The sequence below is a fragment of the Lihuaxuella thermophila genome (assembly GCF_900110165.1).
Classification (GTDB): Bacteria; Bacillota; Bacilli; order Thermoactinomycetales; family Thermoactinomycetaceae; genus Lihuaxuella; species Lihuaxuella thermophila.
In genome coordinates this window covers 97,183-112,469 of the sequence record NZ_FOCQ01000011.1, presented here as the reverse complement: position 1 = coordinate 112,469, position 15,287 = coordinate 97,183, and the positions used below count along the sequence as shown (strand labels likewise).

The 15,287-nt window shown below is 48.6% G+C and carries 12 protein-coding genes; all 12 read left to right on the top strand.

Features of this window, described 5'->3' with window-relative positions; genetic code table 11:
* Positions 1-38 precede the first annotated feature (38 nt).
* The 12 genes from BMW55_RS13135 to yfmH all read left to right on the top strand — a co-directional run bounded on the left by BMW55_RS13135 (position 39) and on the right by yfmH (position 15,219).
* On the top strand, positions 39-1,709 hold the full coding sequence (locus BMW55_RS13135; protein WP_089970031.1) for a ribonuclease J: 1,671 nt from the start codon (positions 39-41) through the stop codon (positions 1,707-1,709).
* Positions 1,710-1,889: 180 nt separating this feature from the next.
* Positions 1,890-2,822 (top strand): class I SAM-dependent methyltransferase, encoded by a 933-nt coding sequence (locus BMW55_RS13130; RefSeq protein WP_089970028.1) that lies wholly within the window; start codon positions 1,890-1,892, stop codon positions 2,820-2,822.
* Positions 2,823-3,043: 221 nt separating this feature from the next.
* Positions 3,044-3,772 carry a ClpP family protease gene (locus tag BMW55_RS13125; RefSeq protein ID WP_089970025.1) on the top strand — a complete coding sequence of 243 codons (729 nt, stop codon included), beginning with the start codon at positions 3,044-3,046 and terminating at the stop codon, positions 3,770-3,772.
* Positions 3,769-3,993 (top strand): YlzJ-like family protein, encoded by a 225-nt coding sequence (locus BMW55_RS13120; protein WP_089970022.1) that lies wholly within the window; start codon positions 3,769-3,771, stop codon positions 3,991-3,993. The genes BMW55_RS13125 and BMW55_RS13120 overlap by 4 nt, the downstream gene beginning before the upstream one ends.
* A 71-nt stretch (positions 3,994-4,064) precedes the next feature.
* Positions 4,065-6,395: an FtsK/SpoIIIE family DNA translocase gene (locus BMW55_RS13115; RefSeq protein WP_089970020.1), complete on the top strand. Its 2,331-nt coding sequence runs from the start codon at positions 4,065-4,067 to the stop codon at positions 6,393-6,395.
* Positions 6,396-6,549: 154 nt separating this feature from the next.
* On the top strand, positions 6,550-7,584 hold the full coding sequence (locus tag BMW55_RS13110; protein ID WP_089970017.1) for a BMP family lipoprotein: 1,035 nt from the start codon (positions 6,550-6,552) through the stop codon (positions 7,582-7,584).
* 239 nt (positions 7,585-7,823) lie between these two features.
* Positions 7,824-9,332, top strand: coding sequence for an ABC transporter ATP-binding protein (locus tag BMW55_RS13105; RefSeq protein WP_089970101.1), 1,509 nt, complete (start codon positions 7,824-7,826; stop codon positions 9,330-9,332).
* Positions 9,333-10,418 carry an ABC transporter permease gene (locus BMW55_RS13100; RefSeq protein WP_089970014.1) on the top strand — a complete coding sequence of 362 codons (1,086 nt, stop codon included), beginning with the start codon at positions 9,333-9,335 and terminating at the stop codon, positions 10,416-10,418. It abuts the gene before it with no gap.
* On the top strand, positions 10,399-11,334 hold the full coding sequence (locus BMW55_RS13095; protein ID WP_170839924.1) for an ABC transporter permease: 936 nt from the start codon (positions 10,399-10,401) through the stop codon (positions 11,332-11,334). Before BMW55_RS13100 ends, BMW55_RS13095 begins: the two co-directional genes overlap by 20 nt.
* Before the next feature lie 107 nt (positions 11,335-11,441).
* On the top strand, positions 11,442-12,491 hold the full coding sequence (locus tag BMW55_RS13090) for a BMP family lipoprotein (RefSeq protein ID WP_089970010.1): 1,050 nt from the start codon (positions 11,442-11,444) through the stop codon (positions 12,489-12,491).
* 153 nt (positions 12,492-12,644) lie between these two features.
* On the top strand, positions 12,645-13,943 hold the full coding sequence (gene yfmF / locus BMW55_RS13085; protein WP_089970009.1) for an EF-P 5-aminopentanol modification-associated protein YfmF: 1,299 nt from the start codon (positions 12,645-12,647) through the stop codon (positions 13,941-13,943).
* Positions 13,930-15,219 (top strand): EF-P 5-aminopentanol modification-associated protein YfmH, encoded by a 1,290-nt coding sequence (gene yfmH, locus BMW55_RS13080; RefSeq protein ID WP_089970006.1) that lies wholly within the window; start codon positions 13,930-13,932, stop codon positions 15,217-15,219. Before yfmF ends, yfmH begins: the two co-directional genes overlap by 14 nt.
* Positions 15,220-15,287: the final 68 nt, after the last annotated feature.

The following is a 15,287-nucleotide window of genomic DNA, read 5'->3' as shown; positions in this document are numbered from 1 at the left end:
TAGGGTGACCAACAACTAAATATAGGAGGTTTACTTGATTGACGAAAAACCAGCGAGGCAAACTACTTATTTTTGCTCTCGGTGGGTTGGATGAAATCGGAAAAAACATGTATGTGGTTCAATACGGGAATGACATCGTTGTCATCGATGCGGGTTTGATGTTTCCGGAAGAGGAAATGTTGGGGATCGATATCGTCATTCCCGATATCACCTACTTGATTGAGAATCAGGATAAAGTGCGTGGAATCATTCTGACACATGGACACGAGGATCATATCGGCGGGCTTCCGTACATTTTGCGCCAGTTAAATGTGCCCATCTATGCAACCAAGCTGACCATGGGCCTGATTGAGCACAAGTTGCGTGAAGCTCACATTTTAAATGACACCAAGCGGATTATTGTCAACAATGAGTCCGTAATCACGTTAGGATCGATGAAGGCCTCCTTTTTTCATACCAACCACAGCATTCCGGATTCTGTCGGAGTTTGTCTTGAAACACCTGAAGGTGCCGTGGTACATACCGGAGACTTCAAGTTTGACATGACTCCTGTCAATGGACTGACGGCAGATCTTCACAAGATGGCTGAAATTGGTAAAAAAGGGGTATTGTGCCTGCTATCGGACAGCACGAATGCGGAACGTCCTGGATTTACCGGGTCGGAACGGACGGTTGGCGAAGGCATCAAAGATGTGTTCCGCAGAGCCAAGCAGAGGGTGATTGTTGCCACATTTGCTTCCAATATCCATCGCATTCAACAGGTGGTGGACGCCTGCCACTTGTACGGCCGAAAACTTGCGGTGGTCGGACGCAGTATGGTAAATGTGGTCAATATCGCCTCCGATTTGGGGTATTTGCATATCCCATCCGACTTGTTGATTGACCCTGATGAAATCAACCGTCTGCCTGCTCACAAAGTGGCGGTGATTTCCACGGGAAGCCAGGGGGAATCCATGTCTGCACTCACCCGGATGGCAAACGCATCCCACCGCAAAGTGGAGATTTTGCCGGGTGATACCGTGATCATTGCCGCAACCCCGATCCCCGGAAATGAAAAATTGATCGGCCGCACGGTCGACCAGTTATTCCGTATTGGTGCCGATGTGGTCTACAGTACCACTGCTCATGTTCATGTTTCCGGACATGGTTCACAAGAAGACCTTAAATTGATGCTCAGTCTGATGAAACCCAAATACTTTATTCCGATTCACGGTGAGTACCGCATGTTGCGTGCTCACGCCCAACTTGCCGAATCTGTAGGAGTTCGACCTGAAAATATCTTTATCTGCGACAATGGGGATACTGTTGAGATTTCGGGAGGAAAGGCAAGATACGGCCCGAAAGTCCCCACCGGAAAAATTCTCATCGATGGTTTAGGCGTTGGAGATGTTGGAAATATTGTTCTAAGAGACCGCAAACTCCTTTCACAAGATGGTATTCTTGTTGTTGTCGTCACCCTAAGTAAAGCAAACGGGACCATATTATCCGGCCCCGACATCATTTCGCGCGGCTTCGTCTATGTTCGTGAATCCGAGAAATTATTAGAAGAAGCCAACCAAGTCGTCAGCCAAACCATGGAAAAATGCATGAAAGATCAGGTGAGTGAATGGGCGTCGCTGAAAACAAGCATTCGCGATTCTTTGAGCAAATTCCTCTTTGAACGCACACGCCGCCGCCCGATGATCTTGCCGATCATCATGGAAGTATAGAAACTCGATAATGAAAAAACAGCCATTACACCTGGATCGAGGTGTGATGGCTGTTTTGTTTTCACTGGACGGTGAGTTCGGCGGGAAACACAAACATAACTGAACGAAAAAATACATAAGAATGAATCAAAAACTTATCAAACAACAGAGATATAAACCCGTCGGGAGTGAGATAAAACCATGACTTTGAATCATGATCATGCGAGCAAAACAGCGGAATTTGTCGCTTTTTTTCGCGCGCTGGAGTATTCGTACCCGAAAGAACGCCGTTTATTTGAAGATCCATATGCAGTCAGGTTTCTCAGTTCATCTTTACAAGCGGCTGCTTACCTGTCCAGGATTCCTTTGATTGGAAAATCGGTTCCGTACCTGGTTGACCGATGGGGACCCGGTGCCAGGGCATCCGGAGTCGCCCGAACGCGACTGATTGATGATCATCTCATTAATGCGTTAGAAAAAGGAATCAAGCAGGTGGTGATTTTGGGTTCCGGGTTTGACAGCCGGGCCTACCGCATTCCGACTGTCGGCCGGATTCGTGTTTTTGAAGTGGACCAGCCCGGAACTTTGTTTGAGAAGAAAAAGAAATTGAAAAGAATCCTCGGTCCAGTGCCTGAGGATGTGACTTTTGTTGAAACAGACTTGAATACCCAGAAACTGGAACAGGCATTATCAGATGCGGGATTTAACATGAAACGTCCTGCATTTTTCATTTGGGAAGGGGTCACCAATTATCTCAGTGAACAAGCTGTCGATACCACGCTCCGGTTCATTGGCCGTACGGCTCCGGGGAGTTTTGTTCTGTTTACTTATGTTCATAAAGACACGATTGATGCACTGGCCGAAGACCCGAGTTTACGGAGAATTTACCGATTATTGCAACGAATCGGAGAACCTTGGACGTATGGAATGATTCCGGAAGAGCTGCCAGAGTACTTGGAATCACGGGGTTTGGAACTGGTTGAGGACGTCAATTCGACCGAATTTCGCAAACGTTATCTGAATCCTCACGGCCCGCATATGAAAGGGTATCAATTTTACCGGGCCGCGCTGGCACAAGTAAAAAGCCAGGGCTCCCAACCGCAAATCCGCTTTTTCCGCTCTTTTTTTAAATAAGGTCCGTTCATTTTACGATCAACAATAAGATTTAATAAAATTTTAGAATAAACCCGTTCAAATGGACCCCCACATGGAGCTTCACAGATGCGGGTTGTTGATCACGCCTCGTTCGTAGAATAAGATCGTTCATTCTGATCGAACTTTGAGTCACCCTTCCCCATAACTTGGCTTACTTCCGTGCATACTAACGGAAGATTGGTTGAAAGGAAGGGAAATGGATGATGAACGAAGAGTATGCTGCAGAGCAGCCAAAACCGGCAGAAGAGGAATTGGCTAAGAAAGCAACCGCAGTTCAGGCCATTCAGCAATTGGGGGCGGCGAATGTACCGCAATTGGAGTCCAATATTTTTTGTCTGAACGTGATCGGACAAATCGAAGGCCATTTGGTTATGCCGCCGCAAAACAAGACAACCAAATATGAACATGTCATCCCGCAAATTGTGGCGGCTGAGCAAAATCCAAAAGTTGAAGGCGTTGTCATCATTCTGAACACGGTGGGAGGGGATGTGGAAGCCGGACTGGCCATCGCCGAAATGATTGCCACGATGAGCAAACCCACTGTATCGATCGTCCTGGGCGGAGGACACAGCATCGGTGTCCCGATCGCTGTAGCGGCTGATACTTCTTTCATCGCTGAGACGGCGACCATGACCATTCATCCCGTCCGTTTAACGGGACTTGTGATCGGTGTCCCGCAAACATTTGAATACCTGGAAAAAATGCAGGACCGGGTGATTCGGTTTGTCGCCCGGCATTCCAACATTACAGAAGAAAAATTTCGTGAGCTGATGTTCCGGACCGGGGAACTGGCGAGGGATATCGGTACGAACGTGATCGGCCGGGATGCGGTGGAATACGGTTTGATCGACCGGGTGGGCGGCATTTCGGATGCCCTTGGGGAGCTCAATAATAAGATCAAAGCGAAAAAAGGAGAACTGTTGCAATGATCCACTACACCATTTTGCCGGAGGAGCTTATTTTTTTTGATTCCAATCATCAAAAAAGGCCGGAGCAAAAAGAAGTGGTCATCGATGGTGTACAGATGGTGATTCAGCTGGAAAATGCATCGGAAGCCACCATCGTGAGGATTCTCTCCCCGAATCCCGATCATTATCTGGATCCGCGCTTTCAACCGGGAAACAAAGTGCAACTATTTCCAAAAATTTAGATGAGTTGTCTGCTGGCGAGCATTTCCATGCTATAATGGGAATGGACTGGATGGTAGAAAAGGTGGTTGTCATGCCTAAGAAAAAGAAAAAAGATCCAACTCGCCAACAACAACTCAAACAAGAGATATTATTTGAAATCTACGGGATTATCATTTTAGCTCTCTCCTTGATCACCATGGCCAGCTACGGGGCCATCGGCCGGAATTTAACGTATCTCTCACGCTTCATCGTCGGAACGTGGGATTTTATTATTCCCTTGATGGGAGTCGGGCTGGCCATCTACGTCATCGTCAACCGGAAATGGCCCGGGCATTGGTCACCACGGGTGACGGGATTTGTGATCATGCTTTTATCGCTCTTGGCCTTTAACCATTTCCTCACGTTCCAGGCGTTGAAAGATCAAGGGATGACGGGAAGCATCCTCGATACGACTTGGAATCTGCTGCTTGAGGAAAGGCAGTCCCGCCTGCCCATGGATGTAGGCAGCGGAATGGTGGGAGCCATCGTTTATTCTCTCTTGTATTTTTTATTTGATGATACGGGGACAATTATTGCTTTGGGAGCATTCGTGTTGTCCGGTTTTCTCTTGGTTACGGGATTTTCCTTTGCGAATTTCTTTAAATCCATCCGCACGGGATGGAAGAATCAGAAGAAACGGGTGAAGGACTCCCTGGCCCGGTTTGTGCGTCAGCAATATGAGCAGAAACAAAAAAAGCAAAAGCAGCCTGCCAAGTCAAAGAAGGCGCCATTCCCCCAAGTCAGTTTGGATCCCATTCATGAGCCGGACAAGCCAGTCATTTATGATTACGAAGATCAGGCGTACATACAAGCCGCACAAGCGAAGAATGAAAAGAATAATGAGCAGCTTACCTTGCCTCTGGAGCAATCGGGAGAGAAGAAGAAGCCGAACTCCCCGCCTGAGCAAGAGGCGGAATCAGTGGAGGTCCGTTTTCGGTCGGAAACCCAAATGTCCAATTACCGACTGCCGCCGTTAAAGCTTCTCTACAGGCCTAAGAAGAGAAGCACCGGGGAGAAAGAGGACATTGAACATAATGCTGCCACTCTGATCAGAACCTTATCCAGCTTCGGGGTACAGGCGAAAGTGACGGCGATTCACCGCGGCCCGACAGTGACCAGATACGAAATTCAACCGGAGATCGGGGTAAAGGTCAGCCGGATCGTCAATTTGGCGGATGATATCGCCCTGGCCTTGGCGGCCAAAGATATTCGAATCGAAGCCCCGATTCCCGGAAAGTCCGCGGTTGGGATTGAAGTGCCCAATGCCGAAGTAGCATTGGTCGGACTCAGGGATGTTCTGGAAAGCCCTTCATACCAGGAGGCGACTTCCAAACTGAGCATTGCCCTTGGAAAAGACATTTCCGGTGAACCGATTGTGGCCAATCTGGCGAAAATGCCCCATTTATTGGTCGCCGGCGCCACAGGGTCCGGAAAAAGTGTCTGTATTAACGGAATTATCACCAGCCTTTTGTACAAAGCGCGGCCGGATGAAGTCAAGTTGATGATGATTGACCCCAAAATGGTAGAACTGAATGTCTATAACGGTATCCCGCATTTGCTGGCTCCGGTGGTGACAGATCCGCGCAAGGCAGCGGTCGCTCTGAAAAAAGTCGTGTCAGAGATGGAAAAGCGCTATGAGTTATTCGCAAAAAACGGCGCCCGCGATATCGAGCGCTATAACCAAATGGCCGCCGAGCAAAACGAAGACGGCAGCCTAATGCCCCTTCCGTACATAGTTGTCATTGTGGATGAGTTGGCTGACTTGATGATGGTAGCTCCTGCAGATGTGGAGGATGCCATCTGCCGGCTGGCCCAGATGGCCCGGGCCGCGGGTATTCATTTGATTATTGCTACTCAGCGCCCTTCAGTCGATGTGATCACCGGGGTGATTAAAGCCAATATTCCGTCCCGGATTGCCTTTGCCGTTTCTTCCCAAGCCGATTCCCGTACGATCTTGGATATGGGAGGAGCGGATAAATTGTTGGGCCGGGGAGATATGCTGTATCTTCCGATCGGTGCTTCCAAACCGATTCGGGTACAAGGAGCTTTTTTGTCGGATGAAGAGGTGGAATCTGTTGTCAAATTTGTAAAAACACAACAGGAAGCTAAGTACAATGAAGAGATGATTCCGGCTGCGAGCGAGAATGCAACGGTTGATGAGATCCAGGATGAGCTTTATCCCCAAGCCGTGCAAATCGTTTTGGAAGCAAAAACGGCGTCTGTGTCTCTCATTCAGCGCCGGTTGCGGGTGGGATATACCCGGGCGGCCCGTTTGATCGACATGATGGAAGCGAACGGAATTGTCGGTCCGTATGAGGGAAGCAAACCGAGAGAAGTTCTGGTCACTCTTGAAGAATTTGAAAAGAAAAGAGTAGCCAAGTAGGACAAACAAGTGGTATAACATTGGAGGGGAAGGTTTAAGAACCGGGACGAGACTCTGTTTTCGGTTCTTAAATGGTCTAATTCATCTGTTTTTGACCGACCAATCCCCTGACATTCGCAGAAAAAATACAGACATCAAGGGGGAGGACATGTCCATGAACAAAACATCATGGGTCGCTTTGCTATTGTCCGCTGTATTGGTTTTGGCCGTCGGATGCGGCGGACAGCAAAACGGCGGGAAAGCAGACTCCGGATTTACGGTGGGTATGGTTACCGATACCGGCGGCTTAAACGACGAGTCTTTCAACCAGACGGCTTGGGAAGGCATTAAACGGACGAAAAATGAGTTGGGTGCAGAAATCAAAGCGCTGGAATCGAAGCGCGATGAGGACTATGTGCCCAATCTGACCAAGTTTGCCCGTGATGGCCGCGATATTACCTGGGCGGTCGGATTCAAATTTGAGAAAGCGATTCCAGAAGTAGCCAGCCAATTTCCAAACGCCAAATTCGGGATTGTTGACAGCAATCTGGGCGGAAAGATTCCGGATAACGTGACGGCAGTCACCTTTAAGGAAGAAGAAGGCTCCTTCCTGATGGGAGTGCTCGCCGGGCTGACGACAAAAACCAACAAAGTGGGCTTTATCGGCGGAATCAGCTCGCCTTTGATCAAGAAGTTTGAAGCCGGATATCGGGCGGGTGTACATGCGGCAAACCCGAAAGCAACCGTTCAAGTGGCTTATGCGGAAAGCTTTACCGATGCCACCAAAGGCCGGTCGCTGGCACAAAGCATGTACAATAACGGAGTTGACGTTATCTTCCACGCGGCCGGAGGCGTCGGCAAAGGCTTGTTTGATGAAGTAAAAACCCGTGAGAAAGGCAAATTTTGGGCGATTGGCGTAGATATGGACCAATCCGCTCTGGCTCCGGATCACACGCTCAGCTCCATGATCAAACGGGTAGACGTGGCTGTGTTCGAAATAACGAAAGAACTGAAAGAAGGTAAGTTGCAACCCGGAAAGCAAGTGGAACTGGGCTTAAAAGAGAACGGAGTTGGACTTGCTGAAACCACGAGCAAACACGTGCCTGCCGATGTTCTCAAAAAAGTGGATGAGTTTAAGCAAAAAATCATCAACGGCGAGATTAAAGTACCCAAAACCGAAGAAGAGCTTAACCAATTTTTGACCAAGTAAGAGAAAGAGGCTAGCATTGCCGCTAGCCTTTTTTTTGGCAATCCGTTTTCCGCCGGATGATGGGTGCACGGTTTAATCTGAATCATGTTTATCCCGTTTTTGGCAAACATAATTTTGAGTTGGCATTTTACCACTGAATTAAGGAAATCGCTTGAAATTAATCACCATCATCGGATAACCGTAGGTCGGAAGTGACATGGACTATCCATTAAGGGGGGAGATCTGTGAATGTAGTTGAAATGAGAGGGATTACCAAACGTTTCCCTGGAATTGTCGCCAATGACAACATTCATTTGACGGTCAAACAGGGGGAAATACACGCTCTGCTCGGAGAAAACGGAGCCGGGAAATCCACGTTGATGAATATCTTGTTTGGGTTGTACCAGCCGGATGAAGGGGAGATTTTCATCAAAGAGAAACCGGTGACCATTACGGGTCCGACGATGGCCAACAAATTGGGGATCGGAATGGTTCACCAGCATTTCATGCTGGTTCAACCCTTCACTGTCACAGAAAATATCATCTTGGGGGACGAGCGCAGCAAACGCGGAATGATCGATTATAAAAAAGCGGAACGCCAGATCCAGGAACTGTCCGATCGTTACGGGCTCCGCGTTGACCCGACCGCAAAGATTTCAGAGATTTCCGTTGGCATGCAGCAGCGCGTAGAAATTTTAAAAACACTCTACCGTGGTGCGGACACATTGATTTTTGACGAGCCGACGGCGGTATTGACACCCCAAGAGATCGATGAACTGATTGAGATTATGCGTAATTTGGTCAAAGAAGGGAAAACGATCATTTTTATCACGCACAAGTTGAAGGAAATCATGGCCGCTTGTGACCGGGTCACCGTAATCCGGCGGGGGAAAGTGATTCAAACCCTGAACGTTTCGGAAACGAATGAAAAACAATTGGCCGCCTTGATGGTAGGTCGTGAGGTATCCTTCACGGTGAACAAAAAAGAAGCCACCCCCGGGGAGCCGGTGTTAACGGTGAAAAATTTGGTGGTCGAAGGAAACAGGGGGATCGAGGCGCTGAAAGGATTGGATCTGGAAGTTCGTGCCGGGGAAATTGTGGGACTGGCAGGAGTCGACGGAAACGGGCAGACCGAACTGATCGAAGCGATCACAGGTCTGCGTCCGGTAAAATCCGGGATGATTCAGCTGAAAAACCGGGATATTACTCATTTTAAACCGCGGAAAGTGACGGAGGCCGGAGTGGGGCATATTCCGGAAGACCGGCATAAACGAGGCTTGGTTTTGGATTTTACCGTCAGTGAGAACATGGTGTTGCAATCGTATTATCAACCTCCGTTTTCCAAAGGCTGGGCGATCCAGTTTGCCGAAGTGGATCAATATGCGAAACGGTTGATTGAAGAATTTGATGTCCGCACTCCGGATGAGCACACCCCGATTCGTGCGCTGTCAGGAGGAAATCAGCAAAAAGCGATTATCGCCCGGGAAGTGGATCGTGATCCCGACTTGCTGATCGCAGCCCAACCAACCCGCGGATTGGACGTGGGAGCGATCGAGTTCATTCATCGTCGTCTGGTGGAACAGAGGGATAAAGGAAAAGCCGTGCTGCTGGTCTCTCTGGAGTTGGATGAAATCATGAAATTAAGTGATCGTGTGGCTGTGATCAATGGCGGCCGTATCGTGGGCTGGGTTGATCCGCAGAAAACGACCGAAGAGGAACTGGGACTCCTGATGGCGGGACGTGTGATTCAAGAGGAGGTGAGTGGATAAATGCAGCAAATCTTATCACGGGTAAACAAAACATCGACGTTCGCCACTTCCCTGATCTCCATCGTTTTGGGAATGCTGGTTGGAGCCATCATGATGATGGCTGCCGGGTATGATCCTGTTTTGGCTTATCGGGCATTATTTGCGAGTGCCCTCTTGCAGCCGTATGATTTAGGGGAAAGTATCCGGACGATTACGCCGCTGATTCTGACGGGATTGGCTGTTGCTCTTGCTTTCCGGACCGGTTTGTTTAATATCGGGGTCGAGGGTCAGTTTATTGTAGGGCAATTGGCCGCTGTCATCGTAGGATTGAAGTTGGGACTCCCTCCTGTACTGCATGCGGTGGTGGCTGTAATCGCCGGCGGGCTTGCCGGTGCACTATGGGCAGCGGTTCCCGGTCTGCTCAAGGCGACCCGCGGGGTTCATGAGGTTATCATTTCGATTATGATGAACTTTATCGCCCTTAACTTGTCCAACGTGATGATCCGCAAATGGCTGACGGAAGGTTCGGACTCGACTCCGAAAATTCCCGATTCCGCTTCGCTTCGCGTCGACTTTTTGTCTCAGCTTTTTGGCGGTTCCCGCATTCATTTGGGTATCTTTTTGGCGTTGGCCATGGCCTTGTTTATGTTTTATCTGCTTTGGAAAACCAAACTGGGGTACGAGCTGAGGGCGGTCGGCCATAACCCGCTCGCCTCGGAGTATGCAGGGATGAGCGTGAAGCGAAACATCATATTGTCCATGATGATCAGCGGTTTGTTTGCCGGTTTTGCCGGTGCTTCGGAATTGCTCGGTACCGCGGGGTATCACTCCATTCAGGCTGCCTTTACGGGCGTCGGTTTTGACGGAATCGCCGTGGCGCTTTTGGGAGCCAATACGCCGCTGGGTGTGATTCTGTCATCCGTTCTGTTTGGCGTACTCACCTATGGCGGCGGCAATATGCAATTCGAAGCAGGAGTGCCGTTTGAAGTCATCCGGGTTGTCTTCGCAGCGATCATCTTGTTTGTAGCGGCCAACATTTCAGGTCCGCTGGTCGATCTTTTCTTCAGGAGAAGGAGGGGAAGACATCTTGCTCGAAACCTTGACTAATATCTTAAATACAACGGTGTTGTACTCAACTCCGCTGATCTTGGCAGGATTGGGCGGGCTGTTTTCGGAGAGATCCGGAGTCGTCAATATCGCGTTGGAGGGATTGATGACGATTGGGGCATTCACGGCTGCGGTGGTTACCATTGTCACCGGGAATGCGTGGATGGGTCTCTTAGCGGCTGTGGTTTCCGGAATGATTTTAGCTCTTCCTCATGCCATTGCTTCCATCACTTTTAAAGCGGATCAAGTCGTAAGTGGTGTGGCTCTTAACTTTCTGGCACTGGGTTTGTCCGTTTACCTGGTGAAGCGGTTTTACGACGGTGCGGCACAAACACCGGTCGTCCCTGATAAACTGGAAGAGGTGGCCATCCCGGGATTAAGTCAAATACCGGTGATCGGCCCGTCCCTGTTTCATGCTTTTCCAACCACCTATATTGCTGTGATCCTCGTACTTGTCAGTTCTTTTATCCTTTATCGCACACCGTTCGGAATGAGGCTCCGCGCGGTCGGAGAGCACCCGCAGGCTGCGGAAACCGCCGGTGTCAGCGTAATTCTCATGCGATACATGGCGGTAATCATCAGCGGAGCTCTGGCAGCCATCGGAGGAGCTGCTCTCTCCATTTCCATCGGAAGTGAATTCAACCAGTCGACGGTGGCGGGACAAGGATTTATCGCCTTAGCTGCCCTGATTTTCGGTAAATGGAGACCGTATGGTGTGCTCGGTGCCGCTGTCTTTTTCGGTTTCGCCGTGGCTCTTTCCCTAACCGGACAGCTTTATGGATTGACCCAATATCTGCCCAGCGAAGTGCTGAATATGTTGCCTTATGTATTAACCATCTTGGCGCTGGCCGGATTTGTCGGCCGTGCAGAAGCTCCGGCGGCAATCGGTAAACCGTATGAAAAAGGGAGCCGTTAACCCGTTTCTAGAAAACCTTGGCTGATTTCAGTCAAGGTTTTTTTATGCTTTTCGGCCATACTATGATCACAATCCTATTTCCGTTTTATCAGAGGGGGTATTTTTGGATGAAAAGAAAACGATGGGCCGCCCTGGTCCTGTCCCTTATGCTGCTCTCAGCCTTCGGTTGTACACCGCCCAAACAACAGGGAGACAAACCGACGGAAGGAAATAAAGGGAATCAATTTACTGTCGGGATGGTGACGGATACAGGCGGATTGAATGACGAGTCCTTTAACCAAACCGCCTGGGAAGGAATGAAACGGGCGAAAAGGGAATTGGATGCGGACATTAAGGCATTGGAGTCTAAGCGTGATGAAGATTATATCCCAAACCTGACGAGGTTTGCCCGTGAAAAGCGCGATATCATCTGGGGTGTCGGGTTTAAGTTTGATAAAGCGATTCCCGAGGTGGCCCGTCAATTTCCCGATTCTCAGTTTGGAATTGTAGACAGCAACCTGGGGGGCGAGATTCCCAATAACGTTACAGCCGTTACCTTTAAAGAAGAAGAGGGCTCCTTTCTGGCGGGGGTGATTGCCGGTTTGACGACAAAAACGAATAAAGTCGGATTTATCGGAGGGATCAGTTCTCCGTTGATCAAGAAGTTCGAAACCGGTTATCGCGCGGGCGTTTACGCAGTGAATCCAAAAGCAACGGTTCAGGTAGCCTATGCGGAAAGTTTTACTGATGCTACCAAAGGGCGTTCGCTGGCGCAAAATATGTATAACGGGGGAGCAGATATCATCTACCACGCTTCCGGCGGAGTGGGTAAAGGGCTATTTGATGAAGTGAAAACGAGGCAAAAAGGGAAATATTGGGCAATCGGCGTCGACATGGATCAATCCCGGCTCGCACCCGATCATACGCTCACTTCTATGATCAAGCGGGTGGATGTAGCCGTTTTCAATGTGACAAAAGCGATCAAAGAACGCAAACATGAACCGGGAAAAGAAATCAAGTATGGCTTAAAAGAAAACGGTGTGGGGATCTCTGAAAACACCCGCCAGCATGTCACACCGGAAGTGTTGAAAAGAGTGGAGGAATATAAAAACAAAATTGCCAACGGAGAGATCCGTGTTCCAGCCACCGCTCAAGAACTAACAGAGTTCATGAGGTGAATATGCTTATTTTGAAAAACCTCTGCACCTGGTTTGCAGAGGTTTTTTCGGCTGTTTGGTCATAATAAGTATATAGGAACCCGCGTTTCCAACGGCTTTGAATTGGTCTATAATGGTAAATATATTGGCACATATTAAAGGAGAGTGTCAAACGTGACGCATGCTCGATTTGAAACCCGATCGATTGGGAATATACGTGTTCACATTTGTCCCACCACAAAATTTAAAACAACCACGCTGGCTGTTTTGATTCAACAGGAACTGGCGCCGGGCACGGTAACGAAAACCGCACTGTTGCCGAGCGTTTTGCAAAGGGGGACGGTAACTTATCCCTCAACGTTGGATCTGAAACGAAGATTGGACGAAATGTATGGAGCCACTCTGTTTGGCGATGTGTTCAAAAGAGGGGAGCGCCATATCATCCAATTGGGGATGGAAATTGCCAATGAACAATATTTAAAAGAAAGAAAATCCTTGTTAAGTGAAGGATTGGCATTTTTTAGCGAAATATTAACCCGACCGCTCAGTGAGAACGGCGGATTTAAGGATTCGTTTGTGCAGGCAGAAAAGAAAAATCTTAAACAAAAAATTGAAAGTTTACAGGATGACAAAATCCGTTACGCCGCCCAGCGAATGATTGAAGCCATGTGTGAAAATGAACCATTTGCCTTGTTTAATCACGGCAGGGTAGACGATTTGCCAGCCATCAATGCCCAAAATTTGTATACATATTATCGTGAAGTGATGGATTCCTGCCCTATCGACTTTTATTGTGTGGGCAATGTCTCTCCGGATGAAGTAGTCAAGTTGTTAACGAAAAACCTGCAGATCCATACGGAAGGAAAGCGGAAGAGCATCCCGGGATCACCAGTCACCCGGGCGGGAAAAGAAGTGAAAGAGGTCGTAGACCGTTTAGATGTAAAACAAGGGAAATTAAATATGGGCTGTCGCACCCAGATTACCATACAGGACCCCGATTATCCGGCTCTCTTGATGTATAACGGGGTTTTAGGAGGGTTCCCTCATTCAAAGTTGTTCATCAATGTCCGTGAAAAGGCGAGCCTCGCTTATTACGCTTCCTCCCGGATTGAAAGCCACAAGGGGATTTTGACGATACAATCCGGAATTGAGATCGGGAATTATGATCGGGCCGTGGAAATTATTAAACAGCAATTGGAAGCGATGAAACAAGGAGAGATTAGTGATAAAGAATTGGAACAAACCAAAGCCACCCTCTCCAACCAATTGCGAGAACAGCAAGACCGTTCGTTCGATCTGATCAACTTCCACTACCACTCCGTGTTAAGCGGAAGAGAGCGCACTCTCGATCAACTGCTTGAAGAGATCAACCAAACCGGCAAAGAAGAGATCCGGCGGGTAGCGGAAAAGGTCCAATTGGACACCATCTATTTTTTACGGGATCAAGGGGGGAGCACCGATGCAAAAAATTGAGCATCAGCAGCTTCAAGAAAGCCTGTACTTTGAGCAATTACCCAACGGCTTGGAAGTGTATATCCTTCCCAAACCGGACTTCAGCAAAACTTATGCGACGTTCACTACCAAATACGGTTCCATCGACAACTGTTTCCAGGTTCCCGGAAAAGAAAAAATAACCGTTCCGGATGGGATTGCCCATTTTTTGGAACACAAGATGTTTGAACAAGAAACAGGGGAAGACGTTTTTCAGGAGTTTGCCCGCCAAGGGGCATCGGCGAATGCTTTTACCACTTTTACGCGTACGGCTTATCTGTTTTCCTGTACCGAAAATGTGGAGAAAAATGTAACCACCCTGCTCAATTTTGTGCAAAGCCCCTATTTTACTGACCAGAACGTGGAAAAAGAAAAAGGAATCATCGGGCAGGAAATTCGCATGTATGATGATAATCCCGACTGGCGGTCTTATTTCGGCCTGATTGAAGCGATGTATCAGAAGCATCCCGTGAAAATCGATATCGCGGGGACGGTCGAATCCATTGCCAAGATCACAAAAGAAACTTTGTACACCTGCTATGAAACGTTCTACCATCCCAGCAACATGCTGTTCTTTATCGTTGGACCCGTCGATCCTGAAGCGATGATGAATCTGGTCAAGGAAAACCAAGCGGCTAAAAATTTCCGCGAGCAGCCTGAAATTCAACGCTTCTTTGAAGAGGAGCCGGATGAAGTGGCTGAGAAGCGAAAAGAAACTAGGCTGAGCGTGGGTATTTCCAAATGTTTATTCGGTTTTAAAGAAGGGAAGTCGGCTGTTGGCCATACGGGTGAGTCGCTATTAAAGCAGGAGCTGGCCACGGAAATTGTCCTCGAAGCACTGATCGGCCCGAGTTCTGAACTGTATCAGTCCCTTTACGATGACGGTTTGATCGATGATCATTTTGGTTTCGATTACACGCTGGAAAAAGGGTACGGTTTTTCCATGATCGGCGGGGATACTCCGGACCCGGACCGCTTGCTGGAACGCTTTCAAACGGAAATTCCTCCGCTGATGGAGCGGGGCATTTCCACAGCAGAGTTCGAAAGAATCCGCAAGAAAAAAATCGGCTCCAATCTCCGATACCTGAACTCACCGGAGTGGATCGCCAATCAATTTACCGGTTACCGATTCAACGAAACAGATCTGTTCCGAATCATTCCCTTGTTGGAAGAACTCAAGCCGGAAGATGTCAACAGGCGGATGAAAGAGCATTTTAACTGGGATCGGTTTGCCGCTTCTCTTGTCCGCCCGATTTAAGAGTAAATAAACAGTGAACATGGAAAGTGTGTCCTGGCAATACAGGACACGCTTTTTTATGGAGGGGA

Coding starts and splice junctions, on each gene's coding strand:
- yfmH (WP_089970006.1), top strand. CDS start 13,930: ATGCAAAAAATTGAGCATCAGCAGCTTCAAGAAAGCCTGTACTTTGAG.
- BMW55_RS13120 (WP_089970022.1), top strand. CDS start 3,769: ATGATCCACTACACCATTTTGCCGGAGGAGCTTATTTTTTTTGATTCC.
- BMW55_RS13130 (WP_089970028.1), top strand. CDS start 1,890: ATGACTTTGAATCATGATCATGCGAGCAAAACAGCGGAATTTGTCGCT.
- BMW55_RS13105 (WP_089970101.1), top strand. CDS start 7,824: ATGAGAGGGATTACCAAACGTTTCCCTGGAATTGTCGCCAATGACAAC.
- BMW55_RS13090 (WP_089970010.1), top strand. CDS start 11,442: ATGAAAAGAAAACGATGGGCCGCCCTGGTCCTGTCCCTTATGCTGCTC.
- BMW55_RS13110 (WP_089970017.1), top strand. CDS start 6,550: ATGAACAAAACATCATGGGTCGCTTTGCTATTGTCCGCTGTATTGGTT.
- BMW55_RS13100 (WP_089970014.1), top strand. CDS start 9,333: ATGCAGCAAATCTTATCACGGGTAAACAAAACATCGACGTTCGCCACT.
- BMW55_RS13125 (WP_089970025.1), top strand. CDS start 3,044: ATGATGAACGAAGAGTATGCTGCAGAGCAGCCAAAACCGGCAGAAGAG.
- BMW55_RS13115 (WP_089970020.1), top strand. CDS start 4,065: ATGCCTAAGAAAAAGAAAAAAGATCCAACTCGCCAACAACAACTCAAA.